The following is a 24,173-nucleotide window of genomic DNA, read 5'->3' on the forward strand; positions in this document are numbered from 1 at the left end:
CGATACATATTCTGTGGGTGCCAGCGCTGTGCGAAAATGGCTGCAGCGCGAGACCTAAATGTGATGGAATCATTGCGGCAGACGCCCGTCGTTCGGTTCGGAACTTTTGAGGTTTCTTTCGCTTCGAACGAAATACGCAAAGCGGGTGTTAAAATCCGGGTCCAGCAGCAACCCCTGAGACTGCTGGAGATATTGCTCGGGCGGCCGGGAGAAGTCGTTACCAGGGAGGAGTTGCGGAGCCGAATATGGGCCGGCGAGAATTTTGGTGATTTCGACCAGGCTGTCAACATCGCCATTGCGAAGCTCCGAAGTGCGTTAGGTGACTCGGCCGAAAGTCCCCGATATATTGAGACACTTCCAAAACGTGGTTATCGCTTCATTGCGGAAGTGTCGGTTGTCGATACTGCGGGCCACGCGAATGCGCCAGAATCTGCGCCTGGAGATACAACCGGGATAGAGCCGGGGCCTCCTGGCCAAGGCGTAGCGCTAACCGTTTCGCACAAACCCTGGCTAAGGCCGACACGCCGCGCCGTGGTCGTCACCGTAGTGGTCCTGAGTTTGGCAATTCTCGCAGTCTGGCTATTTCGATCCCGGGAACGCCCACTTGCCGGGATTCGATCCATAGCAGTGCTTCCGCTGGACAACCTCTCAGGCAATCCTTCGCAGGATTATTTTTCTGACGGCATGACCGACGAGTTGATTACGGATCTGGCAAAGATCAAAGCTTTACGGGTCATCTCGCGCACCTCCGTCATGGGATACAAAGGAACGCACTCGCATCTTCCAGAAATTGCGCGACAGTTGAACGTAGAGGCGGTCGTGGAAGGCTCGGTGCTCCGCGTTGGCGACCGGGTCCGAATTACGGCTCAATTGATCCAGGTACCGGCCGACAGACACCTGTGGGCCGAGAGCTATGAGGGGAACCTCAGCGATACCTTAGCTCTCCAGAACAACGTAGCGCAAGCTATCGCAGAACAAATCCGGATCGAGGTGACACCGCAGGAGCAAGCTGCACTGAAAAGCGTGAAGACGATTGACCCCGCTACTTACGAGGATTATCTCAAGGGGCGATACTTTTGGAGCAAACGGACAGCGGACGGCTTGAAGAAGGCCGTCGATTACTTCAACCTAGCCATCGCCCGAGAACCAAACTACCCTGCGGCCTACAGCGGCTTGGCGGACACGTATGCTCTTTTGGGAGATTGGCAATATGCGGTGATGCCCACCAAAGAGGCAGTGCCCAGAGCAAAGGCCGCCGCCGTGAAAGCTTTGGAACTGGACGATACGCTCAGCGAAGCGCACAATTCGCTTGGGTTCTGCCTAGACGGCTTCGACTGGAATTTTGATGCAGCTGACAGGGAATTCCGGCGAGCGATAGAGCTCAACCCAGGGTATGCATCCGCACATCATTGGTACGCCTGGCACCTTGCGTTGCTAGATCGTAATGACGACGCCCTCACCGAAATGAGAAAGGCCGCAAGTCTGGATCCGCTGTCCCTCAACATCAATTCGGATTTGGCCGAGCTTCTTCTTATTGCGCATTTTCCTGACGAATCGATCCAGCAGAGCCGGAAGACGATCGATATGGACCCTGCTTTTTCAGCGGCGCATAATCAACTCGGCCAGGGGTACTTGGCGAAGCATATGTACGCGGAAGCAATCGCAGAGCTGCAAAAGGCGATCCAGCTCTCCGGAGACAGTCCGATATTTACCGCGAACCTGGCTCGCGCCTACGTCGCAGCGAACAGAAAAGCAGATGCGGTGGAGCTGCTAAACGATCTTAAACGAAGCTCGGTCCCTGGCTATCCGCTTGCCGCGGAGATTGCGATGGTCTATACCGCCCTGGGCGACAAGGACCACGCCATGACATGGCTCGAAAAAGGTTATGAAGAGCGATTTAATCCAGGCGTCCTGCTGCGGTCCTGCTTCGACCCAATACGCTCCGACCCGCGCTTCAAAGACCTTGTGCGTCGGATTGGGCTTCCGTCGTAAATTCGCGCGAGGCTATCTTGCGTCTCTCGACTCCACAACGTTGTCTCGTATAAAAGCGACCTGGCAAAAGACGCAGCGAAGATTTGCCTTCTGATTTTTGGTTCACTTGGACTCCGGCCCCTCGTCCGCTCGCCGCAAATTTATTTGATGAATCTTCTCAGGTTGCAGGAATAAACGCATTCCTCGGCAGTTTCCACTTGATAAGCCGTAAAGACATCTCTGGAGTCTCACCATGTCCTTGCTACACCGCCATACCCTGACTCTCCTCACGTCGCTCTGCACCACCGCCTGCATTGCTAGTCTCCTCAGGATTTGGCCGGTTCGACTTCGTCTCCGCCAACGCCACAGATTTTTGCGCCCGGCGTGGTATCCGGTCCGGCGAATGACGGCTCCCCTGCGTTTTCGCCGGATGGCAATACGATCTTCTTTACACGCAGCACTGCGAACTGGGGAGTGATTGTCGAGTCGCACAAGATCCGGGGTGACTGGTCACAACCGACGCTTGCTCCGTTCTCCGGCGAATGGCCGGAAAGCCCTTTTCAATCATCAATGGCGGCTCCGGCGCAGATCAGGCTATCGAGGCAGACGGCATACTGCACGGCTACGGCAATCGTGCGGTCCCCCAAAACGGCGGAGGCAACGATCGTCCCAACACGACGGCGGACCCTCGGCTAGGGCACAAGACCCTCTCCGAATTCTTCAATACGGCAGCCTTCGCTCCTCAACCCCTCGGAACGATAGGGAACACCCAGCGCAACTCGCTGTTTGGCCCCGACTTCCGCCACGTCGACCTCTCCATCTCCAAGAACTTTCCTGTGACAGAACGGGTCAACCTCCAGTTCCGAGTGGAAAGCTTCAGTATCTCAAACACGCCGAACTTCTTCATTGCGAATAACAACAGCGGCAATCAACAGTTTGGCAACGCTGCTTTTGGTACTATCTCGGCTACCGATCCAAACTACGTTCCCCGGCAATATCAGTTCGTACTGCAAGCACAGTTCTAACCTAACGCACCCCCGACCCGTCGATGAAGAGAGACCCTCTTCTCCGACGGGTTCTTCCTTCTTAGCGTCATACTTCGTTTATCTCAGGCATTTCATTTGACTGATTCGATCACGTAGCCTTGCTACGCAGTCATATCGACCTGAATCTCTACGTCTTGCGGAGTATCCGTCTCAAAGATGGAGGCGAGCCGGCTACCTTAGAAACTCGCTCTATCCGATGTTTGCGTTTGATACTCCAGCTGTACTTGATCCCCTTCGCCGCATCGAAAACCCATGGAAATACTCTGCCCTAGGCGATCGCTGCTGTTTCTCCTCGTCGGACTGTATAAGTCAACATCGCGCGAAGCGACGCCGGGACGCCTCTGGTCGCCGGTGCTCGACCAAAAGACATGTTGATTGACAGATATTCGGCTAAGCGACATTCATACCAATGTTTCAGACGATGTCAAATATTGACATACATTGGTCCATGCCATTCTTGGTACCTGTGCGCCACGCCCCTCACGCTGTCGGATCTGAAAGCTCAGTCATTCGACTGAATTCATCGTGGGGAAATGCACGATCACATCGCTCGAAAAAAGGTTAATTCAACCGCACTTTACTTTTTGAAGACCTGCATCAGGAGCTCTGACTGAACCTCATTCAACTGCTTTAGTGTCACTTCCAAAGCCGGTCGGTCTTCATACGTAGCCGCGCTGAGAATGCCTTTGAGACGAAAGGAGGCGCGCCGCATGAGCAGCTCGGCATCTCTTAGCTTTTTGCTGTCATCGGTAATGCCGGCATGGATCTTCTCGGCATATCGCTGCACGAGCTGGATGGTCTGTGAAGCCTGCCCGGACTCACCGGAGTTAAACTGCTTGCCGGCCAGATCCGTCATCTGGCTCACGAGCTCGGCATAGAGAAAGCATCTGTCTCTAGGCTGAGCTTGATCCGCTTTAACGTGAAGCGCGGCGAGAGTGGTTGCACTGTCACCCTCGTCTGAGGCGGAAGCGCAGGCACAAGTCAGCGAGAGGATGGCTATAACTATGACAGTAGACAAGAATCGCATCTTGCACCTAACGAACAACCAATTCTAAAGACGCACAAGTTTTCTGAGCCGCCGCGCACCTCGTCCGGTCCCTTCGGGAAGGCAAAAATTCAGCTAAATCTCTGCTACACTTCCATCAATTTTGGCAAACGGACTTCGTGCCTATACGAAATGAAAGGACAGCGCCAGCCGTTGCCATTAACCAACCGGGGCGATGGGGTTGGAGTCCTCGACAGAGGCACTCGAGCCGCGGGCCACTACTGAGATCCGATGCGGAACCGAGTCCGCACGTAATGAACCGTCGGGAGTGCTCACAGCACAGACTGTCACAGTGTTTTCAAGAAGGTAATCAACTCCTCTTTTTCTTCGGGACTCAACTCTCTAAAACGTCTGGCGGGCTGGCGGGCTTCGCCATCGTGACGCGAGATAGCATTATCAACAGATAATGACCCCAAGTCGTGCATGAAGCGGGCCTTTGTACGTAATCCCCAAAGCGGCGCAGTTCTTAATTTGTTGGCCGTGTCCTGGGGTCCAACCTGGACAATTCCATCTCCGGTTCCGATGTCATGCAGCAAGAAGTCGCTAAATGGATGGATTATTTTATCCCCAAGAGCCTCTGGAACAGTAAACATGCCACCATCTATAACTGTGCCTGGAGGGGCCGTGGTGATGGATTGCACATGGCAAACACTACAACCGACTCGCCTAAAAAGTTCTCCTCCTCTTAACGCTGCGGGGGTCGCGGCAAGCACTGTGTCTCGAGGTGGAACCATAGTGCCGCGTATGAACTGAGCAAAGTGGTCGATGTCAGCCAACCCAAGATCGTCTGGCTGATCTTCCACGCCCGTCGTGGTGTTGAGGACGTTAGTAACATTTGTAGGGCGTAGCCGGTTACTGATTCCCATCTCGTTGAGATAAGCATCGCCAATAAAGGAGAGCAAGCTGCTGTGTTGGTCCTTCCAACCGAACCGTCCCACGCGGGTCTGTCCAGGAGCCTCGAAAATCGGGGCCTGTACAACTTCCCCATGAACTCTCCCTTCGCTCAACTCCGGTTGTTCCTCGGCGATTGCGATCAGCGTCTTGTCGTCGATGGCTTCCACAAATCCATCCCCCAGGGTGTTGAGGGCAGCGCGTAATGTGCGGATGTTTTCTGTCGCAGGTATGGTCTCCTGGGCTTCCGGACCGATAGCGCGATCGTTGACAATCGACCTGCCGGTAATCGTGTTTTTCCCGTCGTTGATAAAGATGGTTGGGTTTACGAAATTGCCATTTTCATCATTGTGCCCAACCCGGAGTTCCGTGATCTGGCTGGCTGCCCCACTATTCGGATTTTGATGACAAGTGACGCAGCTCGTTGCGTTGTACACAGGTCCAAGTCCATTCGCGACCGTCTCGTTTTGCTCATAGACCTGCTGATCCCGAGCAAACGTGTCTCCAGTTGGCTCGGCGATTCCATTGCTGACACTTTGTGCGCTATTGAAGCTGGGAGTGTTGAACCCGGCCGGCGCTTCAGTTGCTGACTTCGCTGCGACTCTAACGAGTCCCGCACCCAACGCGATCAATATCGCGAAAAGGCAAGAACAGAGGAGAACCTTTCTCCAATGGGGTATGAGCATGAGCGTTCCTCCAAAAGACACCAGTCGCCTACGAACGTTCGGGACGTAAACTGGCTGGTCCGTTACCTCAAATCCTCAAAGCCATAACAGAACGACCGGCAAGTGAACCAGAAGTCAGAAGTCCTGTACGTATCCAAACTGGGTTGCGCAAAGATTATTCCCATCGCGGAGCAGAAAATTTCCGAAGAGGAAGAATAGAGCGGTTCTGACTGTACAGTCCTGGGTAATTACTCAACGGGGAACGGGATGCGGCAAAGAGGTGCAGGAAAAGGCGGGGTTTGTTGGCATCATCATTTTGCTGGTCGATCAAAAGAGTTTTCACACGATGGCAAAACGCCTTGAGAAGCAGGGTCTCGCTCGAGCCCTGCTAAGCAAGGTGTAAACCGACTCCCACGATTTACAACCAGATGGTCGACTTTTCTCTTAGACATACCTGTCTCTTCACGATTGAGCGATCCGTGGCCTTTGGGCATCGAGCATTCCTACCGTAAACCGAATTGCTTTCAGCCTATTCCATAATTTGAGGACGAATTTGGAATAACGGTGACCTTGCTCAGTTTTGTACTGCAGAGGAAATCACTATGTTGAACAGTAACTCTATGTCGTACTTCTCTGATATATCCGCCTCGTTCGGGAGAACTTTATCTTCCTTCAACCCCATAGCGAATAAGAACTGGTTCCGCCCTGGTGCGGTCCTTGCCCTGTCTGGCATTTTCTCGATCGGGGCCCTAGCGCAAACTAGCAGCACGTATGTGCAGACAAACATCATTTCGGACGGTGCGACGGTAAAAGCACTCGTTACCGATCCCACGCTAATCAATCCCTGGGGCGTTTCAGTCGGTCCGGCTATCTGGATCGATAAGGCTGGCAGTGGCTCGGTGGCGGTCGACACCGCCGCTGGTGCCACTGCGGTACCGTTGCTGCCGTCGGTCACGATACCTGCGGCAGCTCCCGCGCCGGCGCAAGGCAGTCCGAGCGGCACGGTATATAACAGCAACAGCGCTATCTTCGACATTCCGGGCAGCACATCGGCCTTGTTCCTCTTCGGCACCCTTGACGGCACGATCGCCGCCTGGAATGTGAACAGCGGGACGCAAGCGGTGACGGTGGTCAATAACTCCGCCAAGGCCTCTTACACCGACATCGCGCTCGACACCAACGCAACCGGAACGTTCCTGCTTGCCGCTAACTTCAGACAAGGCACCGTGGACGTCTTCGACAGCACTTTTGCTGCGCACGTTCTTACAGGTAGCTTTGCCGATCCGACATTGCCCGCGGGCTATTCGCCCTTTGGCATCCACGGCATCGGCGGAAATGTCTATGTGACCTATGCCCAGGTCAACACCGCCACTGGTGAGAGCGTGGGTGCCGGTCTCGGCTATGTCAATGAGTTCGACAACAATGGAAACTTCATCGCGCGAGTCGCCAGTCAAAGCGTATTGAATGCGCCGTGGGGGATGGCGCTTGCTCCCGCGGGCTTTGGTAGCTTCGGTGGCGACCTTCTGATCGGCAACTTCGGAGACGGCGTGATAAACGCTTTCGATCCCGAGACGTTTGCGCTGATCGGCTCGTTGAACACAAGCGCGGGCACCCCGATCGCGAACATCGGCCTGTGGGAGATATTCTTCGGACAGAACAGCGGCCAGACCACCACGCTGGGCGATCCCAACACCCTGTACTTCGCGGCCGGTATCAACGGAGAGAAGGGCGGTCTCTTCGGCTCGATCGCGGTCGTCCAGCCGGCAGCGGCCAACTTCACCCTTCAAGCGTCCGCCAATTCGGTTACAGTCGCTACAGGGCAGACGGCCGGGAACGTGACGCTGTCACTCGCCGCAGCGAACGGGTTCACAGGCCCTGTGACCTTTTCCTGCACACCTGCCTCGGTCACCTGCACCTTCAGTCAGCCGTCGGTCACGCTTTCCGGCTCTGGCACAACCTCGGTTACGGTAGCCATCGCTCCAACAGCTACATCAGCTCCACCAACGGGTGGTGGTTATAACAGATCTTCCAATCATTCTGTCAATTTGTTCCAGTCACGGGCCGGCATCACCCTAGCATTCATCGGCCCAGCCGGTCTGCTTGCATTCGCCAGTCTGAAGCGCAAATCGATCCTCGCAGGGGGATCTCTCTTTGCTCTCCTGCTGGTAGCGGCTACGGCAGCAATCGCCGGTTGCTCTTCGTCAGCTTCTCCGCAGCAGGCAGCTAGTACGACTCCCGTGGCACCCGCTTCGACACAGGTTACGGTCAATGCAATCTCGGGGGCGATTACACAAAGCGTCATGGTCACTCTAACTGTGCAATAGCTAAGATTTCGCGCTATCAAGGGCTGCCGAGAGGCAGCCCTTGCCTTCGCTGGAGAGGAACCTTTATAAACTTTTGCGCATAGCAATTCAGAAACAGGCGGCTAAGAAAAAGCTTAGTCGGTTGCGGGAGTGTGCGCTGAGCTACTACTCGTGCAATCGATGCCGAATGGCCACCATCTCTGCGGCGTCGAACGAAGCCCCATTCTGTTCATAGTGGATAGGGTCGTGATCCCTGGGTGTTGAAACTGATGATCCGACAAATTAGTTGTCAAGAAAGCCTAAAGTAATTTCCCAAAAAGAAATTCACGAATCGTGCTGTGAGCCTTCCAGAGCCCTCATTGTTTTGGTCAGGATCTGTTGTGGAGATAAATGGCAACGCGACAGCATCTCAACTGCGAGCGTGAGAGCCATTCTCTGCTCCCCGAAAAGTGCTCTCCACATATACTCTTCATTTGCCTGAAGTTCTTTGCGTGTCATGAATGTGCCCTCCTGCAAGGGGTTAATAGGACCCAGTTCGCCGGCAATTAGTGTGAGCTCGCTTCGTGATGTGCAAGAAAGAGGAATTGGCAAACCATCTTCTAGTCTCTCGTTCGCGTCGTCCTTGGACCTTGAGGTACCGGCATCTGCTGTTGAGGCAATTACGCGGGTTTTTGTATTTGAACTAGAACCGCTAAGAGGTTGTCGAGTTCGGATGGGTTGACATCACTGACGGCGACGATGCGGAGATCTGGTGTGATAGCGGTATGGATGGTGAAGCCTGCGCGGGCGCCCGACAGAGTGGAGAGGGTTGAGTTCGTAGATCGTTGCATGAGGAAGATGGAGACCTGGTGTTTGTGGATGGTAAAGAGGAGCAGAGCCGCGGGCTGGCCGTTGAGGTAGGTAAGGTCCGCGCCTTTGAGAATCGTATCTGATGGTAGAGCCGCGGTGTCGGGAAGATTGAAGCTGAAGGGGAGGCGGCCCTGGAACCAGGGTTTGACCGTATGACGGTCGGAAGAGATGACCTGTGGAGTGGCTGCACTGGAGAGAATGGCGAGGTGCTGGTCGAGGAGTTCGGCCGCAAGGGTATTGGTTTGATGAAGCTGACGCCAACTAAGGAGTGAAATCGTCAGCAGGATGGCTGCGGCAAGTGCTGCCCAAGCTGCGGGACGGATGGAGTAGAGGCGAGCGGGCGTTTTCGTTTGCGGCTGCGGGCTTGTTTGGGGCAGAGGATTTGTCTGCAACTGCGATTGGGAACGGAGTTGTGCGGCGAAGCGGCCAAGCGCTTCGGCCGGCGGAGCGAAGCGGTGCCCAGCACGTGCGGTAGCGGCTTTGAGTTGCGTGGCGGAGAGGACACGCAGAGCGCAAGCGTGGCAAGTGGCTAGGTGCTGCTCTGCTCCTTGGCGTTCGGTGGGTGAAAGTTCGCCGTCGATGAAGGCGTTGAGTGTGTACGAGTTGAGATGTTCGGTGATTTGAGGCTTTTCATTCATAGGGATTCCCCGAGCTGCGGCTGCAAAAGTTGGCGGAGGGTGCGGCGGGCGCGCGAGACGCGTGACATAACAGTGCCGATGGGGACGTCGAGGATGAGGGCGATGTCTTTGTACTTAATCTCATCAACGTCGCAGAGGAGCAGAACTTCGCGGAGTTGTGGTGGAAGCTGCTCGAGTGCGATGTGGAGAGCGGCCAGGTTGTCGAGACGGATGAGATTGTCTTCCGGAGTGGACCCGCCGGGGGTGTCGAGTTTTTCTGGATGGTCTTCGAGGAAAACAGTGCGGGAGGCGGCTAAGCCGGTGCGCGTGGTGAGGAAGGTATTGCGAAGGATGCGGATGGTCCAGGCCTTAAAGTTGGTACCTGGCTGGAATGAATCGAAGGCACCGAGGGCCTTTGAGAAAGTCTCTTGCACGAGATCTTCGGCCTCGGCTTGATCGTGGGTCAGCCAGAACGCGTGGTTGTAGAGCGACGGAAAGAGCGGGAGCGCAAGCTGTTCAAAGGTGTCGCAACGACTGGTTTCAGAGAGCATGGTGCGGTATGCCTCAACCTGACTGGAGTTACGGTCTGTGGTCCACGGAGCGGAACCAGACATGGGGTTATCCCAACCACGACCATGCTCAACTGCTTTCGGGATCATCGCAAAGTCGGGCGCACCGGATGGCCGAAGGCTGGAGATGCGGGCGATGTGTGCGGTTGCAGGGGTCATGGTGTGAGGGTGAGCACGAGGGGAAGATCAAGAATGGCGCCGAAGCGCACGGCGGAGCCTCCGACTAAAGAAGAGTCTGGCATCACATACCTCCTAAAACGGAGATGAGACAGATTTATTCCATGCTTTTTTGGGCTTTTCTAAGAAGGAATGTCAAACTCGGCGGTTATTCAATTAAAGAGGCGAAGATAAGCAAAGTTTCGAGCGGATAGCCATTGAACGGGACCATCCGAGCTCAGCTAAGAAATTCAGTGGACGGTGGTTGGGGACGCAATTGCCGTCGTTCCAGCCGCGAATCGGAGCACATCAAAGTTTGCTGCAAAGTTACCCGCGATACGTACCGGTGCCAGCATAGGTATGGTTTCGGACTTACGTTGATCGCGATGGTGCGGTCCCGAAGCTCCAGGCATACGTCAGCGGCTGTCCCAAGCCCGTCGAACCGCTACCGTTGAACCTGACCGTCATGCCCGTTGTCCCGGAGTACGACCACAGCTTCGCCGGCGAGGTAAGGACTCGGGATGTGAGCGTCTGATAGGGGCGGTCGAGCAACCGGCAAGGCGAGGGAAAGGCCAAGGGATGGCAGCGACACGCACGGGTCAAACCTCGCGGCTGAACCGAAGTCTGTGGGCCGCATCTCGGTAACCAAATTGCTGCTGGATTATCCCGCGCAATTTCTTCTAACGGCGAGAATAAAAGCTCGCCTTGCCAGTTTTAGACGATATAGGCAATCAAAATCAGATGGAGATTGATATGAATCAGTTCAAGGAAGACGAAGTAGTGCAGGAGAACGAAGGTGTTACGAAGCCCGTGGGCGATGGCATCGACCGGCGCAATTTTCTGGGGTGCATGGCGTGGGCCGGCACAGGGCTGCTGTGGTCGATGGTTGGCGGTGTGCCGACTTCAAAGTTGCTGGCCCAGGCGATGAAAAGCGGTGGTGGCGCTGGAACTGCAAAGGTGGAGGATTTTTCTTTTGTGCAAATCAGCGACTGCCATATCGGGTTCAACAAGGGCGCGAACCCGGATGTGACAGGAACACTGAAGAAAGCCATCGATCGGGCGAATCTTGTTCCTGCAGGAATGAAGGCTCCGGACTTTATGTTGCACACCGGCGACATCACGCAGAACTCGAAGGCCGCGGAGTTCGATACGGCCTCTGAGGTGATCAAGGGTTTCAAGAGCGAGGTGTTCTATGTGCCGGGAGAACACGACTATATCGACGATGGTGTGCAGTACAAGCAGCGTTTCGGCAAGGGCACGGTGGGCAATGGCTGGTACAGCTACAACCACAAAGGGGTTCACTTTGTAGGCTTGAACAACTGCGTGCAAGTAGATGCGATGGGGAATATGGGCGAGGATCAATTAAAGTGGCTGAAGTCTGACCTGGCCGGGTTGAGCCACTCGACCCCGATCGTGGTCTTCGCCCATATCCCTTGTGGATGGTCTATGAGAAGTGGGGATGGGGCACGAAGGACGGAGAGCAGGCACTCGCCATGCTGAAGCCCTTCGGTTCGGTGACGGTTCTGAACGGTCACATCCACCAGGTGGTGCAGAAGGTCGAAGGCAATGTGGCCTTCCACACGGCGATGGCGACGGCGTTTCCGCAGCCTGCACCGGGAGCGGCGCCGAATCCAGGGCCGATGGTGGTTCCAGCGGGCAAGCTGGAGAGCGTGCTTGGAGTGACCAAGGTCAAGGTCGTTAGAGGACATAATCATCTGGCAATTGTCGACACGACACTGGCGGAGACGGTCTAATGCGCCCGTGGACTGCTGCGGCACTGACCGTAGCCGCAATAGTGGCCTTGGGGTATGTTCATCCGTTTGGGAATCCGCGTGCCGAGCCGGCGAAAGGACTCGGCACGCTGCTGGAAGGTGCGACTATGCCCGCAGACGCGAAGGCGGTACTAGCGAACAAGTGTGCGGACTGCCATTCGAGCGAGACTCGCTGGCCAGTGTATGCGCGGATCGCTCCAGGATCGTGGCTGATTGAGCGCGACATCGTTGAGGCGCGCAAGAAGATGGACCTCTCACACTGGGAGCAGATGCCGGCGGATCAGCAGCAGGTTTTGACTGCGAAGATCGTCGAAGAGGCAAAGAACGACGACATGCCGCCGCTGCAGTATCGGTTGCTGCACTGGACTGCGCAGCTTTCCAAGACCGATGTGCGGGCACTCTCGATGCTGGGCAAGAGTGCGAGCGGGAGCGAGGTGGCTCTGGCTGGGGATGGCGATGCTGTGCAAGGCAAGGCTGTGTTCGAGAAGCGTTGCACAGGCTGTCATGCGATGGCTGTTGATCGTGAGGGACCGAGGTTGGCAGGAGTCTATGGCAGAAGAGCCGGGAGCATTGCGGGATTTACTTATTCGGCGGGCTTGAAGAATTCTGGCGTGATTTGGAACGATGCGACCCTGGAGAAGTGGTTGAGCGATCCAGATTTGATGGTTCCCGACAACAATATGAGCTTCAGCGTTCCCAAGGCAGAAGAGCGGAGGAACTTGATCGCTTACCTGAAGCAGTAGCGAGAGGTTGACTGAAGAGCGCAAGGAGAGCGTATGTCGGATTGGTTGAACGAAGTAATTGGCGAGGATTTGATTGCCGTATACGAAGGTCAATATTGCACGGAGGACGCTGTCATTTGGCTGCGGCAAAAGCCTCGGACAATCGGCGAGTTGCGGTCCGAGGAAATCGACTGGCTTCGGTGGATGGCTGCAAATACCAATAACCGAGATTTACTTGAAAAGCTGTCACAGGATTCTGATGCCGATGTCCGCATGTGGGTAGCGTGCAATCCGATGACACCTCAAACGGTACTCTGGAGGCTAGCCGAAGATACTGTTGTCTTTGTCCGCAGAGGAGTTGCTCAAAACCGTAACACGTCAGCGACCCTACTGATAAGACTGGCCGACGATCTCGACAGTAGAGTTCGGGCGTTGGTCTTCAGAAATTGCAGCAGGCAAACACCTCTTCTCTCTCTGATCTTTTAATTCAGATTCTTTGAGAGCGAAATAACGCTCTTAGCCCGTTGTTCTATTAGTCGCAACCTGTTCCCGAAGCTTAGACAATTCGATGCGCATCCATACAATAAGCCTCGAATCGAGTTTGAAATTCGTTGATCAACTGAACCTTTGAGCGCAAGACTATTTCCCGAACTGTGGACGTTCGCGTCACGTTCTATTCCTGCGCATGAGTAAAGCAATCAATCGCAAAAGAACACGGAACAATCACCCTAAAATCTGGGTAGGGAGCAAAGTGGAAAAACCCTGTACACCCATCGGGAATCCCACAAGTAAACTGCAGCCGTGCAAACTCTCTCTTGCTCAAGTGCCCTTGACATCATTGGTTATGCAGCACTCTAGATGGGCGCAGTGGGATGTTGGCTGGGTAGTGATTCGGTTGCTCACTGAGTTGGCGGTGAAGTGGCTCCGTGCCATGACTCGATAGATATTGCCGCCGACACAGTAATCGATTCCTGTTTTCCCAGAAGGCTCATCGAAGCCTCCAAAGCATGGGAAGGTGTCGAAGGTCTCGAGCGCGACAAAGTCGAGTCGTCGTGGATCGTCCTCGTGCACTACGTAAATCCCATGGTCGCCAGCGAGGAACAGATGGCCGTGCAAATCGTCCACAACATCCGTCAAAGTGCTCAGCGGGACTGAACAAGTGATTGACCTGAACAAGGTGCTGATCAGCGCCGATCCTGTAAATGGACGCCGAGTACCATTTCTCCGAATCTGGCTGATGTGGCGTCGCTGCAACAAGATATGTGGCAACACCCTGCGCAATTGCTGGCACCGTGGCATCGGAACCAATTCAGCCTGCCGTCAGCAGCATCAATGCGACGCGACTAATAGGCAGGCGCATGATTGCATACGGCGATGACATAGTTTGGATCTCCATTTTTTGAAGAGCCGTAAATACAGTGAACTTCGTCATCTCATACACTCCACGAATTTCTACGAGCACCGTTGCAAGTTGGTGAACAGTTAGTTGATAGCGCCATTGAGCAAACGGCCCGGTATCGGCCTCAATGAACCAGGGACAAAACAAGATGAAGGTTTAAGCTCAGTGGACTGCGATACGCCCTCCACCATACAAAGCATTGAAAGTCGAAGAGGATTGGTGTGCTTCCAGTCCCTTAAGAACGCAACCTGCAAAAGTTGCTCTGAATATGCACTGTATTTATGTCCTTCTAGCGTTTGAGTTTGCCTGCTTTGGAAGCTGACTTGTTTCAATTGAAATTTGCGTCGGCATCAAACTATCGGCACTTCCGGATTCTGTACCAAAATAGAAGTCAAGTTAGGCACCCGCTCCGGTCGCGGCTCCCAAGCCGGAAACGTTAGCTCCGGCATCGGCTTGGCCTGGAAGAACTTGCGCACCTGCCGTGCGATCCAGCGAGCCGAGGTCTTCGCCTTTTTCCGCCGTGCGCTATCTGTCGAGATCCCGGTCCCCGCATACATCTGCCGATACAACTTCGACAGCAACACAAAGCCACCCTAGCCCTCAGATTCGGTACGCACGAGGACCTCTTCCAAACCGAACCCAAGTCGTAGAACCGGTCCCAAACCTTCTGCGTCCGGTCTCTTATCTCATCTGAGCTCATCAAAGGACGCGGTGTGAACATTTTCGGCCGGACCGCGGTTGGAATCAGCCAATACCGTGTAACCGGCGTTCCTTCTACCGTCACGGGGTCTTTGGCCTGTTCCTTCTCCCATCGTCCGAAGTCGACGGTTCCCGGAAATGGTGTCATCATTACGAATTGCGCAAAGGTTACATCCGCCTTTAGGGCTAGCTCGACCGTCGCGTCAAATGTACTGGGCTTATCGGTAGGAAGGCCGAAGATGAAAGATCCCAATACGTGCAATCCGTGTTTCCGGAACGTCTGCAACTGCTCAACTAGCCGGTCACCCGAATAGTTGAAGTCCTTATAGACTGCCTTCAGTCCCTCGGGCGTCACTGCCTCCACTCCCACCAACGCACCCTTGATGTTTGCCCGGCGCATCGGCTCCAAGTACTCAGCATCTTCCGCCGATTCCATCGTAATCTGCGTGAAGAACACCATATCCTTCGGCAGCTTTGCCATCTCCGCCACCAGCGAAAATCGCTCGGCCCGCGTCTGTATCAGGGACTCCACCCGCCCATGATTGTTGTGCTCCCTGGCGAGCCGTAGGTCAGTGAGGGTGACGGGGTAGAAGTTATCGTCCGCGAGTGCGATGAACCTGAAACCTCTTCGACGCAGATCGATAATCTCATCAATCACACTTTCAAATGTTCTTTGTCTTGGCTTCTGCCCATCGGTGCGCCACACCGAGCAGAACGAGCAGTGCTTAGGGCATCCGCGTATCGTCTGCACGGACGCCCACATGTACTTGTCTGTTTGCATCAGATCCCAACGGGCAGCGAGGAACTCCTCGCCCTCGATTTTCCCGCCCTCATAGATCCGCTTTGCCCGTCCTAACTCAAGATCGCGCAGAACTTGACCCCATACCACACCGCCATCGCCTTTCACCACTGCATCCGCGTGGCCGCGCTCAAACGGCTCTTCCGGGAACAACGTGGCGTGAATGCCTCCATAAACTACGGTTGCTCCGGGCTGCTTACAGATTCTGCCAACCTCATAGCCGCGCAGCGCGTTGCCAGTGTGGACACTGATTCCAACGACATCCCCCGCTTGGATGGTTGAGGGGTCTAACTGCTCCAGCGACTCATCGACGAGAATGGGGTCCCCCGCTGCTTCAGGTGTAGCTGCTGCCAGGACAAACAGCCATCTGGGCGTAATGACGGCTGTGCCAAAAGAGTTGTCACTGGGATTTACGAGATGAACGCTCATTGAATCATTACCTTTCTTCGTGCTAGTACAGTGGTTCGGGACGGAGCTTCTGTTGCAGCCTGCAACCTAGGTGATAGCCACAATCATTTCTGTTCGTGCGGATACCAGGTAAGCTGGCCAGTCACGCTGACATTGGAGTTACTCCCAATCTTGTAGATCGGAGCTTTCCACTCCTCGTACTGTAGCCAGCCGCGAAATTCAATGTCCTCGCGAAAACGCTTTACAACGGACACTTGGATCGCATTCTGTGTTGTGCCGCCGGGGATAAAGTCTTTCGCTGCTTTCGCGTTGCGATAAGAAAGCTGCACATCTTCCCTGGGAGAGAGATGATAGGTGACCCAAGCTTGACCGCCCTTGGACTCACGCCCAACAGGATCACCGAGAATGAAGCCCTTATTGGTGTAACCCTGTTTTTGTATCTGCTCGGCGTAGAGAAATTGTCCGCCATTACTGCGACTGGTCGGCGGATCGGTGCTGACTGCTTCCACGCGAAAATCAAGATGTGCAAGACCCGGGAAATGGGACAGATAAATGCCTGGGCGAATGCCGGCGCGTCGCGGCGCACTGATGGGGCTTACATCGTCGTGGGCGAGCGAGTCCGAGTATAAGGTCAACCACTTACGCACAAAGGGCAGACGATAGGAAAAATCAAAGGTGCCGAAACGTGCTCCGGGATCGTTTCGCGACAGCTTCTCGGCCGCAGAAGTATTCTGGAAGCTGAAAAAGCTATGAAGAAAGCTATGGATGGTGATTGGGGCATGGCCTTCGCCACCCCAAATCGTGGCACGTTCAAAGCCCATCTCTACATTGACTGTCGGCTTGAAACTTATTTTCTCGACATGTATCCAAGGATCGCTGGGGTCGACATGTCCCTTCAGACTCCCTACGAAGAACTGATATCGAAATGGCCCGGTGAGGCGTGAGAGCAGTGGAACGTATAACGGCTCGACGCGGTCTATCTGAAAAGCGTAGATATTTTCCGCATTGTTGCTCCAGGCAAAGCTGCCTCCTTTCGCGGGCCCCAACCAATGGTCACTTTTGCCGAAGGAGAGTTCGTGATTTAGGAGGAGATAGGAGAGATTTGCTTCGACGATGCTGAAGTCATTCACCGGCGCGATCGGTCCATAAGGAATAGTCGATTGATTTGGATAGGTCGGGATTGGAACGCCATCGATGGTCGAAAGGAGATTAGTCAAAGACTGCGAATATCCGGGAGCGCCCGGGGCATGCTGATATTCCCCTCTGAAATAAAGGGCGAATCGACCAGCTTCGCTTCGCGTACTGAAGCCGGTTATGGGATTGAAACCCTCTTGATAAGGACGCCCATAATCGTTGACGATTGTCAGCCCAAGATGGAAGCTATCTCTTAATGGGATCCCTGTGATGCCGCCGAGACGGGTATAGGCACTCTCAAAGCTGTTACGCGGATGTAGAAGATCGGCGAAGCTATGTGTGCCGGTATCGAGTTCCTTCCGCACCGCAAGATAAATATCTTGGGCTTCGTCGTCCTTAGAAGTGAAATCCTGGATTTCCGCCGTTTGATCCAGCATGTGCGTAATACTCGATCGTGTCCAGGGACGAAGTCCGCGATAGCTGTAGTTGATATAACCAAGCGCCTGCAGGCGGTCGAGCGCAGGATATATCCAGCTGTCGATGGGAACATAAGTTGATCCTGTCGCGGACTCATCGCCGTCGTCGACCGTCACTGAATTGGCGCTCTGGCCACTGACAGAACCCGTTTGACCCAATGCTCCTGCGCAATAGATGCCCAGTAAGAGGCCTGAGGCCAGAACAGAAGCGGCATTTAAACATTTCATACAAACCTCATGATTCCTTCTCAATCGATTCGGTACCGTCATCTTGATAAGCCCCGCTGAACTGCTGCTCGGTGCCTGATAATGCGGACGGCACCGAGGGCTGTACAGCCAAAACAAAAAATTGGGCCGACCATAACCCGGTCCTCTCCGAACCGAGGAAGGTGCAAGCCTTCTCCGATCCAAAACACGCCGAAAGCAGACAGGAGGACGCCAACGGAGAACTTCAAGGTGTTCTCAGGTATTCTGGCCAACGGCTTATGGAGGACGAGTCCAAGAAGGATCACTAATAGGCCAGCTGTGAGTGCGCCAAGGCTGGCTGACAGTAGCATGTGTCCTGTGGCGCCGACCGCAATCACGATAAACACGACCTCCATTCCCTCGATCACAGCAGCCTTGAAGCTGATCATGAATCCCACACCATCGATTGCTATATTTGGAAATTCTCCAGACTTTCGCAGGGCTTCTGTTTGACGAGCAAAGGAAACGCCCTGTCCCGGAGCGGCCTCGGCGGCGGTCATTAGACTGTGCACGGTATGCTCCATTGCCTGTTGCACTGACCCTGCTGGCAACTCAATGCCGCGAACGGTGAAACGTAATTTGCCATTTTGGGCAAGCCAGCGTACAGGTTTTGCCTAGAGTATTGAGCCAGTCAGGTGCGTGCCTTCTGGCAGCATGCCTCCAGGCTGCTATGGACACGCATCGCACCGATGGATACCATCGCCACCATCCGATGCGCCGCCCCTACGCTTCGCCTGCGGCCATAATTCACAAAGAGCATCGAATACGGATGTTCCATCTCCACGAATATCGCCCGTTTTCGAACACGCAGCGCCTCTGTCGATCTCAACAAGCCGTCCACTATGATCGACTCTTTTGCCTAATGGAGAGGCGTGAGTTGCAGAAGACAATTCCGTACGGCGTTGAGCGGTGCTTGATCTTTGGACTGTTCGAGGAGAGCAGGGCGACGAGCCTCGACTCGCTCGGCGCAAGGTTCCACTACTTGGGCTCAGGTGCGGCAGTACCGCTCCAGATCCAGGGCAACCGTCTCCTTGTCGAGGCCTCGATTGGCAAAGCTTCAGGACGTTTTCTCCTTGATACAGGCAACGAGTTCGGATTCTCGGGATGACGTTTTGAGCCCCTTCTCTCACCCCCCGCACAGCTTATCCGGGGGGGAGGGAAGGTAGTCCGCTTAGAATCGGCGCTGAGCCTCATCTGCCTCCTCTGCCAGACTGAACATCACTCGCAGGAACTCTGGATTCTTCTGGCCGATGAACAGCCCGTCATTCACAAAGCTCTGGAGAGAGGCCACTGCTCCACCATTTTTTGTAGAGGTTGGACGAATGATCGCAACGGGTGGAAACTTCTTGTTGAGGAAGTGGGTAGGCTCGGGCATGATGAGGTTGGCCTGCAAGGTGTCGCCCTTGAGGGACTCGGGATTGGTCTCTCCTTGGGCGTTAGCGAGGGTTGTAAACGTAACCGTCGCGCCGGTTCCACCTGGTCCATTGTCAACGTCTGTCAACGGGAGCGCATTGCCTGCTTTATCCTGCCAGGTTTGAAAGTGCATGGTCTCGCTGGGGCCGATGCTAAGCAAGACTCGTAGGACTTCCAGATTGGTTACCTTTTGAGCCAATGTTGGATAGAGGCTGCTGCCGCCTGCCTCAATAAACGCAAAGTGGAATCCTGCCGTAAAGGCGATTGCCTGGAGATGGGGCGTGATGCTCGTGGTGTTGTCGCCGCTGAGGGAACTGCCGGCGGTGTCGGCGTCGGTTCTTGGAATCGCGGTATGTTTCCCTATGTTCAGACTGGGGACTGCTTGGACGAATGGCGCGCTGGGGTCGAAATCGATGTTGGTGATGCTGCGGTACTGGGACCAGAAACTGGTGTCCACGGTAAGCTGCATCAGGTTGGTGAGCCGTGTCTTCCCGGTGGAACCCGTCGCGGTGCTGCCTGGGATGGTGGCAAAGCGGCTGAGGTCGACTGCCTCGGCACCCTTCGATTCCAGATAGGCTTTTAGGAAGGCGGCGTGGCTGATCTCATCGTCGGTATTGTCGTGAATGTACTGGGCCATGTCCCCATCGAGAATGGAAAGGGCGCCCGTGTAGAGTGGGTTTCCCCCGTTGACTCCGGAAACCTCCTTATCCTGGGTTCCTCCAAGTTCGGCGTATTGAATCCACAGATCGGCTTCGATCTGCTCGAGAGCATTCAAGAACCTGAGAATCGCGATGTCGCCTTGTGTGAGATCGCCATCTCCGTCCCGCTCCTGGCCAAAGGCGGATAATCCACCGCCCAACAAGCCTGCACCCATAGTCGCTGCGCCTGCCGCCGTGATTCCGGTTTTCAAGAAAGCGCGCCGATTCGCGGATTTCTTGATCAGAGTTTCGGATTGTGCCATTTCGCTTCTCCTTTTGTCGAACATTATTGAGTCCACACCCTCAGACAGCTTTCGAAACTTGACGCTATCGGACGGCTTCCGTCTGACTATGAAACCGAACTGAAGCGCGTTTATTCCATCATTGCCTCAAGTTTGTTGGGAACAGCGTAATGTCCCGCCGATATACAAGACCGCAGTGATTTGGAACCTCGGCCTATAGGCGAATCCCAACTAGCAAAGACTTGCAAGTAGGTTCGAACACGTATAACTCGCTGCAACGATCAACTGTGAACTACCTCGTTCGGGCAAGATGGCACTGGCGAAGTCGCTTGTATGCGTACGATTTCGCCTGAGGCGGTGGCAGCGTGCAAAAAAGACAACCCTGCACCCCCAGCCGTTTCGAGGTGGGCGGTGCAGGTCTTAGTTGGCAATTCAGCCTTGTATTTAGTGACTGTCTCCGTCGTGGTCGGCATCGCCAGCGCTTACGGATTGGTGACCGGCAGCGCTGATCGAAACAGTGTCGGCCGGCGCAGGGGTTGATTGGGACGGCACAGGAGTGGAAGCCTTCTGCACTTCTGCTTGAGGCAGCACGGGGACGGAGGAACTGATAGCAGCAATACTCATAGTGAAAACACCTCTACAGGCGCTAATCGGCACCAGAAGGTGTCTCTTTAGTCGTTCAAATGGTCGCAGCGCTTAGAGACAGAACGCCTGATCGCCGGAGTCGCCTCAGGCCTCCGATCTAGCCACCCAACTCGAAGCTCTCGGCAGTAATCCTGATGTTTTCTCGCTTGCAGGCAGGTTTACGCTGCCGCCGTGCCTCCAAGCTCCTCGGTGGGAGTTGGTCGATGATCTTGTCGCCGTCGATCACAATCAACCGTGCTTTCCACGATTCTTGCGCACACTCCTGAAAAATCAGCAGGAATGCCTAGAATAAATCTACGCAAACCTAGTTAACGAGTGCATCGACATCTGTCTGGTTCCTCAAGGAGAGATCATTCATGCGTTTTCAGCGAACGTTGATTGGAGGCGGGGAGCTGCTAGCCCTCTTGCGCCCTTTGTGGTGTTTCATTGCGGTAGTCTCTTTCGGCCAGGGTGTTGGACTGCTGCCTGCGTGGGCAGCGCCCAGCTCCACGATAACAACGCTGTCCGTCACCTCCGGTGGAAACGCAGTGGCGACAGTTGCATCTGGTAGTGTGGTCACTCTGACGGCAACCGTTGTGGCCGGCAGCACTCCGGTCACACCGGGCCAGGTCAACTTCTGCGATGCGACGGCCAAGTTCTGCACCGACATCCATCTGTTGGGCACGGCGCAGTTGACCGCCAACGGTACGGCTACGCTGAAATTCCGCCCTGGGGTTGGGAGTCACAGCTACAAGGCGGTTCTTGCCGAGCCGGCCGGCCTTGGGCTCAGTGCTTCGGCCGCATCGTCGCTCACAGTGACGGCGTCGCAGGGCACGGGGCAACTGGCCACAACGACGTATCTCGAAGCCGGAGGGGTCCCAAACATCTTCTCATTGACGGCGACGGTGCCGGGCAACGGAAATACTTTGCCGACGGGCATGGTCTCGTTTGTGGATGCAAGCAACGGAAACGCAGTGCTGGGGACGGCGGCGTTGACGAGTGAAACGGGCGCCGGATTCGGGGGTTCCTCACTTTTGCCTGTCGCCTCACAGAACACCGGTAACACTGTTTTGACCGCTGACTTCAATGGCGACGGAATCCCGGACCTGGTCATACTCGGAAGCGGTATCTCCGTGCTCTTGGGCAACGGGGACGGCACATTCACAGCAGCGCTCAATCCTTCGTCCGACTTGCCGGGCGCTATCGCGGTGGGAGATTTCAACGGGGATGGTATTCCCGATCTGGCCGTGGCGCCTGCCTTTGATGAGGGCAATAGTGAAGTGCTTTTGGGTAACGGGGATGGAACCTTCACCAACGGGAGTGGGAGCCTTGGGAACGGCAACGGTACGACTACGTCCGATTCCATCGCTGTAGGGGACTTCAACGGAGACGGCAAGCTGGATCTAGTCGAGGCTTGCACCAGCGTCAATGAGCAGCCATGCAACCTACTCCTGATTCTGTTCGGCAACGGAGACGGAACCTTTACGTCCTCCTTCGCCCCCTTGGCGTTCTTCGGTTCCCAATCGATGGCCGTGGGCGACTTCAATGGAGATGGCCAACCGGACTTGGCGGTGACAAACTCCGGCGCGAATGGCGTGAACGTCTTTCTGAATCGTGATGGGGGTCTTTCTGCGATGCCAGCAATCCCGGCAACGGGCGGCAGCCCCACATCGATTGCCGCAGCAGACTTCAACGGAGATGGCAAGCTGGATTTAGCCGTGGCCAACTCCGGCAGCAACAATGTGACGATTTTGCTGGGCAACGGTGATGGAACCTTTACAGCTGCAGCGAGCCCGGCGACGGGTACGGCTCCCAATTCCATCGCGGTTGCGGATTTCAATGGAGACGGCGTTCCTGATCTCGCGGTGGCCAATGCCGGCAGTAGCAACGTGACGATTTTGCTGGGCAACGGCGATGGAACGTTTACGGCTGCCACCAGCCCAGCGGCGGACACCGGCTCAACGTCAGTCGTCTCAGCAGACTTCAATGGAGACGGCAAGGAAGATCTTGTAGTGGCCAATTCCCCAGATAACTCAGCAACTGCGCTTTTGGCAGAGACAGCGCTGACAATTGCAACGGTGAACAATATTTCCCCCGTAGGCGTAGGCACACATCTCGTCAAAGCGATCTATTCCGGCGATGTCAACTATGGTGGCAGTACCTCCGCCGATGTGTCCCTAACTGTGGTGTCGCCGGGCTTCACGCTGAGTGGTACTTCAGTTTCCGTCGTGGCTGGCGCCACCGGGACTTCGACTCTCACGATTACCCCCACGAACGGCTTCTCCGGAACGGTGACCCTGGATTGCGACGGCGGCAGCTATCCGGGCAACGCAAGCGACTTGCCCACCTGCTTATCCATCCCGCCGGTGACTATCTCGGGGAATGCGCCGGCGACTACGACGCTCAGTATCCAGACACAACCAGGAACAACCCCTGCGCAATACCTGGAGGGAGTGAATGCAGTCGCTTCGAGCGGAGTAGCCATGGCCAACACCGCAGTCGCAATAACGGTGATCGCTCCCGCTCAAAGCTTCACGCTAACCAATACACCCGTCAGCATCGCCACGCCCGGCGCCAGCGGGACTTCGACGATCACGATCACGCCCAGCGGTGGTTTTTCGGCCCCGGTGGCGCTCTCCTGTACCGTAACCGGTCCGGCAACTGCGGTCTATCTGCCCACCTGCTCCGTCGCTGCGCCACCGGCCATCACCTCAATAACAGCTGTAACGGCGACGCTCACTGTCAACACCACGGCAGCGAGTAGTTCGTCCAACACGACTGGCCAGGCAGCGACGGCTTTCCGCAATCAGCGCAACCGGTTGTTGGCGCTTGGTGGAGGCAACGCGCTTGCGGCGTTCCTGTTCTTCGGATTGCCGTTACGTCGCCGAACAAAGACTCTGCTTAGTCTGTTGCTGCTCGGTGCGTTCGCTGCAATAGTCATGGGATGCGGCGGAGCACAGAAGGCAGCCAATCCGGTCCCGACGCCAACCAATCCGGTCCCGACGCCAGCCAATCCCGGCACGACTGTTGGGAGCTACATGGTCACGGTGACTGGTTCCAGCCGCGCCCTGACCGCGTCCACGACCGTTGCTGTCACTGTGAACTGAACGGTCGCAGAGTCTCCAAGTGAGAAACTCCGCCAACGCCGAGTATGATTTTAGTAAGCGGTATTTTGAGGCCTTTTTGGGGGTGAGTTAGGGTGTGTCATCAGTGTCCGCTTGTTTTGGGTGGGTGCCTGTTGTGTGTCTCTAAGCAGCCGATGAGGTTGAATCGTTTGGAAATTGTATACCGGTTCACTGCGAATAGTGACGCGATTCACCAAAAGATCCGCCTGCTTTCCGTGGCGATCATTTGCGGAGCACAGCCGCTGATGGGAGCGGTCGATGAATTCGAAGGAACGAAGTCACGGTCATTCGTACCGATCACAAT

General features: G+C 55.3%; 19 protein-coding genes. 9 read left to right on the plus strand and 10 right to left on the minus strand.

Annotated elements, in window-relative coordinates; translation table 11 throughout:
• Nucleotides 1–63 precede the first annotated feature (63 nt).
• Together RBB81_RS21265 and RBB81_RS21270 are read left to right on the plus strand one after the other, a co-directional pair.
• Complete coding sequence (locus tag RBB81_RS21265) at nt 64–1,992, plus strand: winged helix-turn-helix domain-containing tetratricopeptide repeat protein (RefSeq protein WP_353073959.1); 1,929 nt, start codon at nt 64–66, stop codon at nt 1,990–1,992.
• Between the two features lie 521 nt (nt 1,993–2,513).
• On the plus strand, nt 2,514–2,996 hold the full coding sequence (locus RBB81_RS21270) for a hypothetical protein (protein ID WP_353072034.1): 483 nt from the start codon (nt 2,514–2,516) through the stop codon (nt 2,994–2,996).
• Between the two features lie 598 nt (nt 2,997–3,594).
• Here the strand turns inward: RBB81_RS21270 and RBB81_RS21275 are convergent.
• Nucleotides 3,595–3,873: a hypothetical protein gene (locus RBB81_RS21275; protein ID WP_353072035.1), complete on the minus strand. Its 279-nt coding sequence runs from the start codon at nt 3,871–3,873 to the stop codon at nt 3,595–3,597.
• A gap of 476 nt (nt 3,874–4,349) precedes the next feature.
• Nucleotides 4,350–5,639 (minus strand): di-heme oxidoredictase family protein, encoded by a 1,290-nt coding sequence (locus RBB81_RS21280; RefSeq protein WP_353072036.1) that lies wholly within the window; start codon nt 5,637–5,639, stop codon nt 4,350–4,352.
• A 752-nt stretch (nt 5,640–6,391) separates the two neighbouring features.
• Here RBB81_RS21280 and RBB81_RS21285 point away from each other — a divergent pair.
• Nucleotides 6,392–7,942: a TIGR03118 family protein gene (locus RBB81_RS21285; RefSeq protein WP_353072037.1), complete on the plus strand. Its 1,551-nt coding sequence runs from the start codon at nt 6,392–6,394 to the stop codon at nt 7,940–7,942.
• A gap of 638 nt (nt 7,943–8,580) precedes the next feature.
• Here the strand turns inward: RBB81_RS21285 and RBB81_RS21290 are convergent.
• A complete protein-coding gene (locus RBB81_RS21290) occupies nt 8,581–9,408 on the minus strand; it encodes an anti-sigma factor family protein (protein WP_353072038.1) in 828 nt (275 codons plus the stop codon).
• Nucleotides 9,405–10,001, minus strand: a complete 597-nt coding sequence (locus RBB81_RS21295) for an RNA polymerase sigma factor (protein ID WP_353072039.1) — start codon at nt 9,999–10,001, stop codon at nt 9,405–9,407. The genes RBB81_RS21290 and RBB81_RS21295 overlap by 4 nt, the downstream gene beginning before the upstream one ends.
• A gap of 864 nt (nt 10,002–10,865) precedes the next feature.
• Here RBB81_RS21295 and RBB81_RS21300 point away from each other — a divergent pair.
• The 4 genes from RBB81_RS21300 to RBB81_RS21315 are packed head-to-tail and all read left to right on the plus strand — an operon-like array spanning nt 10,866 to nt 13,092.
• The gene (locus RBB81_RS21300) at nt 10,866–11,612 is read left to right on the plus strand and encodes a metallophosphoesterase family protein (protein WP_353072040.1); all 747 of its coding nucleotides are present in this window, start codon (nt 10,866–10,868) and stop codon (nt 11,610–11,612) included.
• Nucleotides 11,606–11,866, plus strand: a complete 261-nt coding sequence (locus tag RBB81_RS21305; protein ID WP_353072041.1) for a hypothetical protein — start codon at nt 11,606–11,608, stop codon at nt 11,864–11,866. Before RBB81_RS21300 ends, RBB81_RS21305 begins: the two co-directional genes overlap by 7 nt.
• Nucleotides 11,866–12,627 (plus strand): heme-binding domain-containing protein, encoded by a 762-nt coding sequence (locus RBB81_RS21310; protein ID WP_353072042.1) that lies wholly within the window; start codon nt 11,866–11,868, stop codon nt 12,625–12,627. The genes RBB81_RS21305 and RBB81_RS21310 overlap by 1 nt, the downstream gene beginning before the upstream one ends.
• Nucleotides 12,628–12,660: 33 nt before the next feature.
• On the plus strand, nt 12,661–13,092 hold the full coding sequence (locus RBB81_RS21315) for a hypothetical protein (protein WP_353072043.1): 432 nt from the start codon (nt 12,661–12,663) through the stop codon (nt 13,090–13,092).
• A gap of 823 nt (nt 13,093–13,915) precedes the next feature.
• On the opposite strand, the gene RBB81_RS21320 is transcribed toward RBB81_RS21315, so the two are convergent.
• The 4 genes from RBB81_RS21320 to RBB81_RS21335 all read right to left on the minus strand — a co-directional run bounded on the left by RBB81_RS21320 (nt 13,916) and on the right by RBB81_RS21335 (nt 18,267).
• Nucleotides 13,916–14,038: a hypothetical protein gene (locus RBB81_RS21320; protein WP_353072044.1), complete on the minus strand. Its 123-nt coding sequence runs from the start codon at nt 14,036–14,038 to the stop codon at nt 13,916–13,918.
• Between the two features lie 403 nt (nt 14,039–14,441).
• Nucleotides 14,442–15,932 (minus strand): B12-binding domain-containing radical SAM protein, encoded by a 1,491-nt coding sequence (locus RBB81_RS21325; RefSeq protein ID WP_353072045.1) that lies wholly within the window; start codon nt 15,930–15,932, stop codon nt 14,442–14,444.
• An 83-nt stretch (nt 15,933–16,015) separates the two neighbouring features.
• A complete protein-coding gene (locus tag RBB81_RS21330) occupies nt 16,016–17,749 on the minus strand; it encodes a capsule assembly Wzi family protein (RefSeq protein ID WP_353072046.1) in 1,734 nt (577 codons plus the stop codon).
• Nucleotides 17,750–17,787: 38 nt separating this feature from the next.
• Entirely contained in the window at nt 17,788–18,267 is a 480-nt protein-coding gene (locus RBB81_RS21335; protein ID WP_353072047.1) for a hypothetical protein, read from the minus strand.
• A 377-nt stretch (nt 18,268–18,644) separates the two neighbouring features.
• Here RBB81_RS21335 and RBB81_RS21340 point away from each other — a divergent pair, with 377 nt between their 5' ends.
• Nucleotides 18,645–18,875, plus strand: a complete 231-nt coding sequence (locus RBB81_RS21340) for a hypothetical protein (protein ID WP_353072048.1) — start codon at nt 18,645–18,647, stop codon at nt 18,873–18,875.
• Between the two features lie 63 nt (nt 18,876–18,938).
• On the opposite strand, the gene RBB81_RS21345 is transcribed toward RBB81_RS21340, so the two are convergent.
• Together RBB81_RS21345 and RBB81_RS21350 are read right to left on the minus strand one after the other, a co-directional pair.
• The gene (locus RBB81_RS21345; protein WP_353072049.1) at nt 18,939–20,141 is read right to left on the minus strand and encodes a hypothetical protein; all 1,203 of its coding nucleotides are present in this window, start codon (nt 20,139–20,141) and stop codon (nt 18,939–18,941) included.
• Between the two features lie 423 nt (nt 20,142–20,564).
• Nucleotides 20,565–20,744: a hypothetical protein gene (locus tag RBB81_RS21350; RefSeq protein ID WP_353072050.1), complete on the minus strand. Its 180-nt coding sequence runs from the start codon at nt 20,742–20,744 to the stop codon at nt 20,565–20,567.
• 377 nt (nt 20,745–21,121) lie between these two features.
• Here RBB81_RS21350 and RBB81_RS21355 point away from each other — a divergent pair, with 377 nt between their 5' ends.
• The gene (locus tag RBB81_RS21355) at nt 21,122–23,851 is read left to right on the plus strand and encodes an FG-GAP-like repeat-containing protein (RefSeq protein ID WP_353072051.1); all 2,730 of its coding nucleotides are present in this window, start codon (nt 21,122–21,124) and stop codon (nt 23,849–23,851) included.
• Nucleotides 23,852–24,173: the final 322 nt, after the last annotated feature.

Source organism: Tunturibacter gelidoferens, assembly GCF_040358255.1.
Lineage (GTDB): Bacteria > Acidobacteriota > Terriglobia > Terriglobales > Acidobacteriaceae > Edaphobacter > Edaphobacter gelidiferens.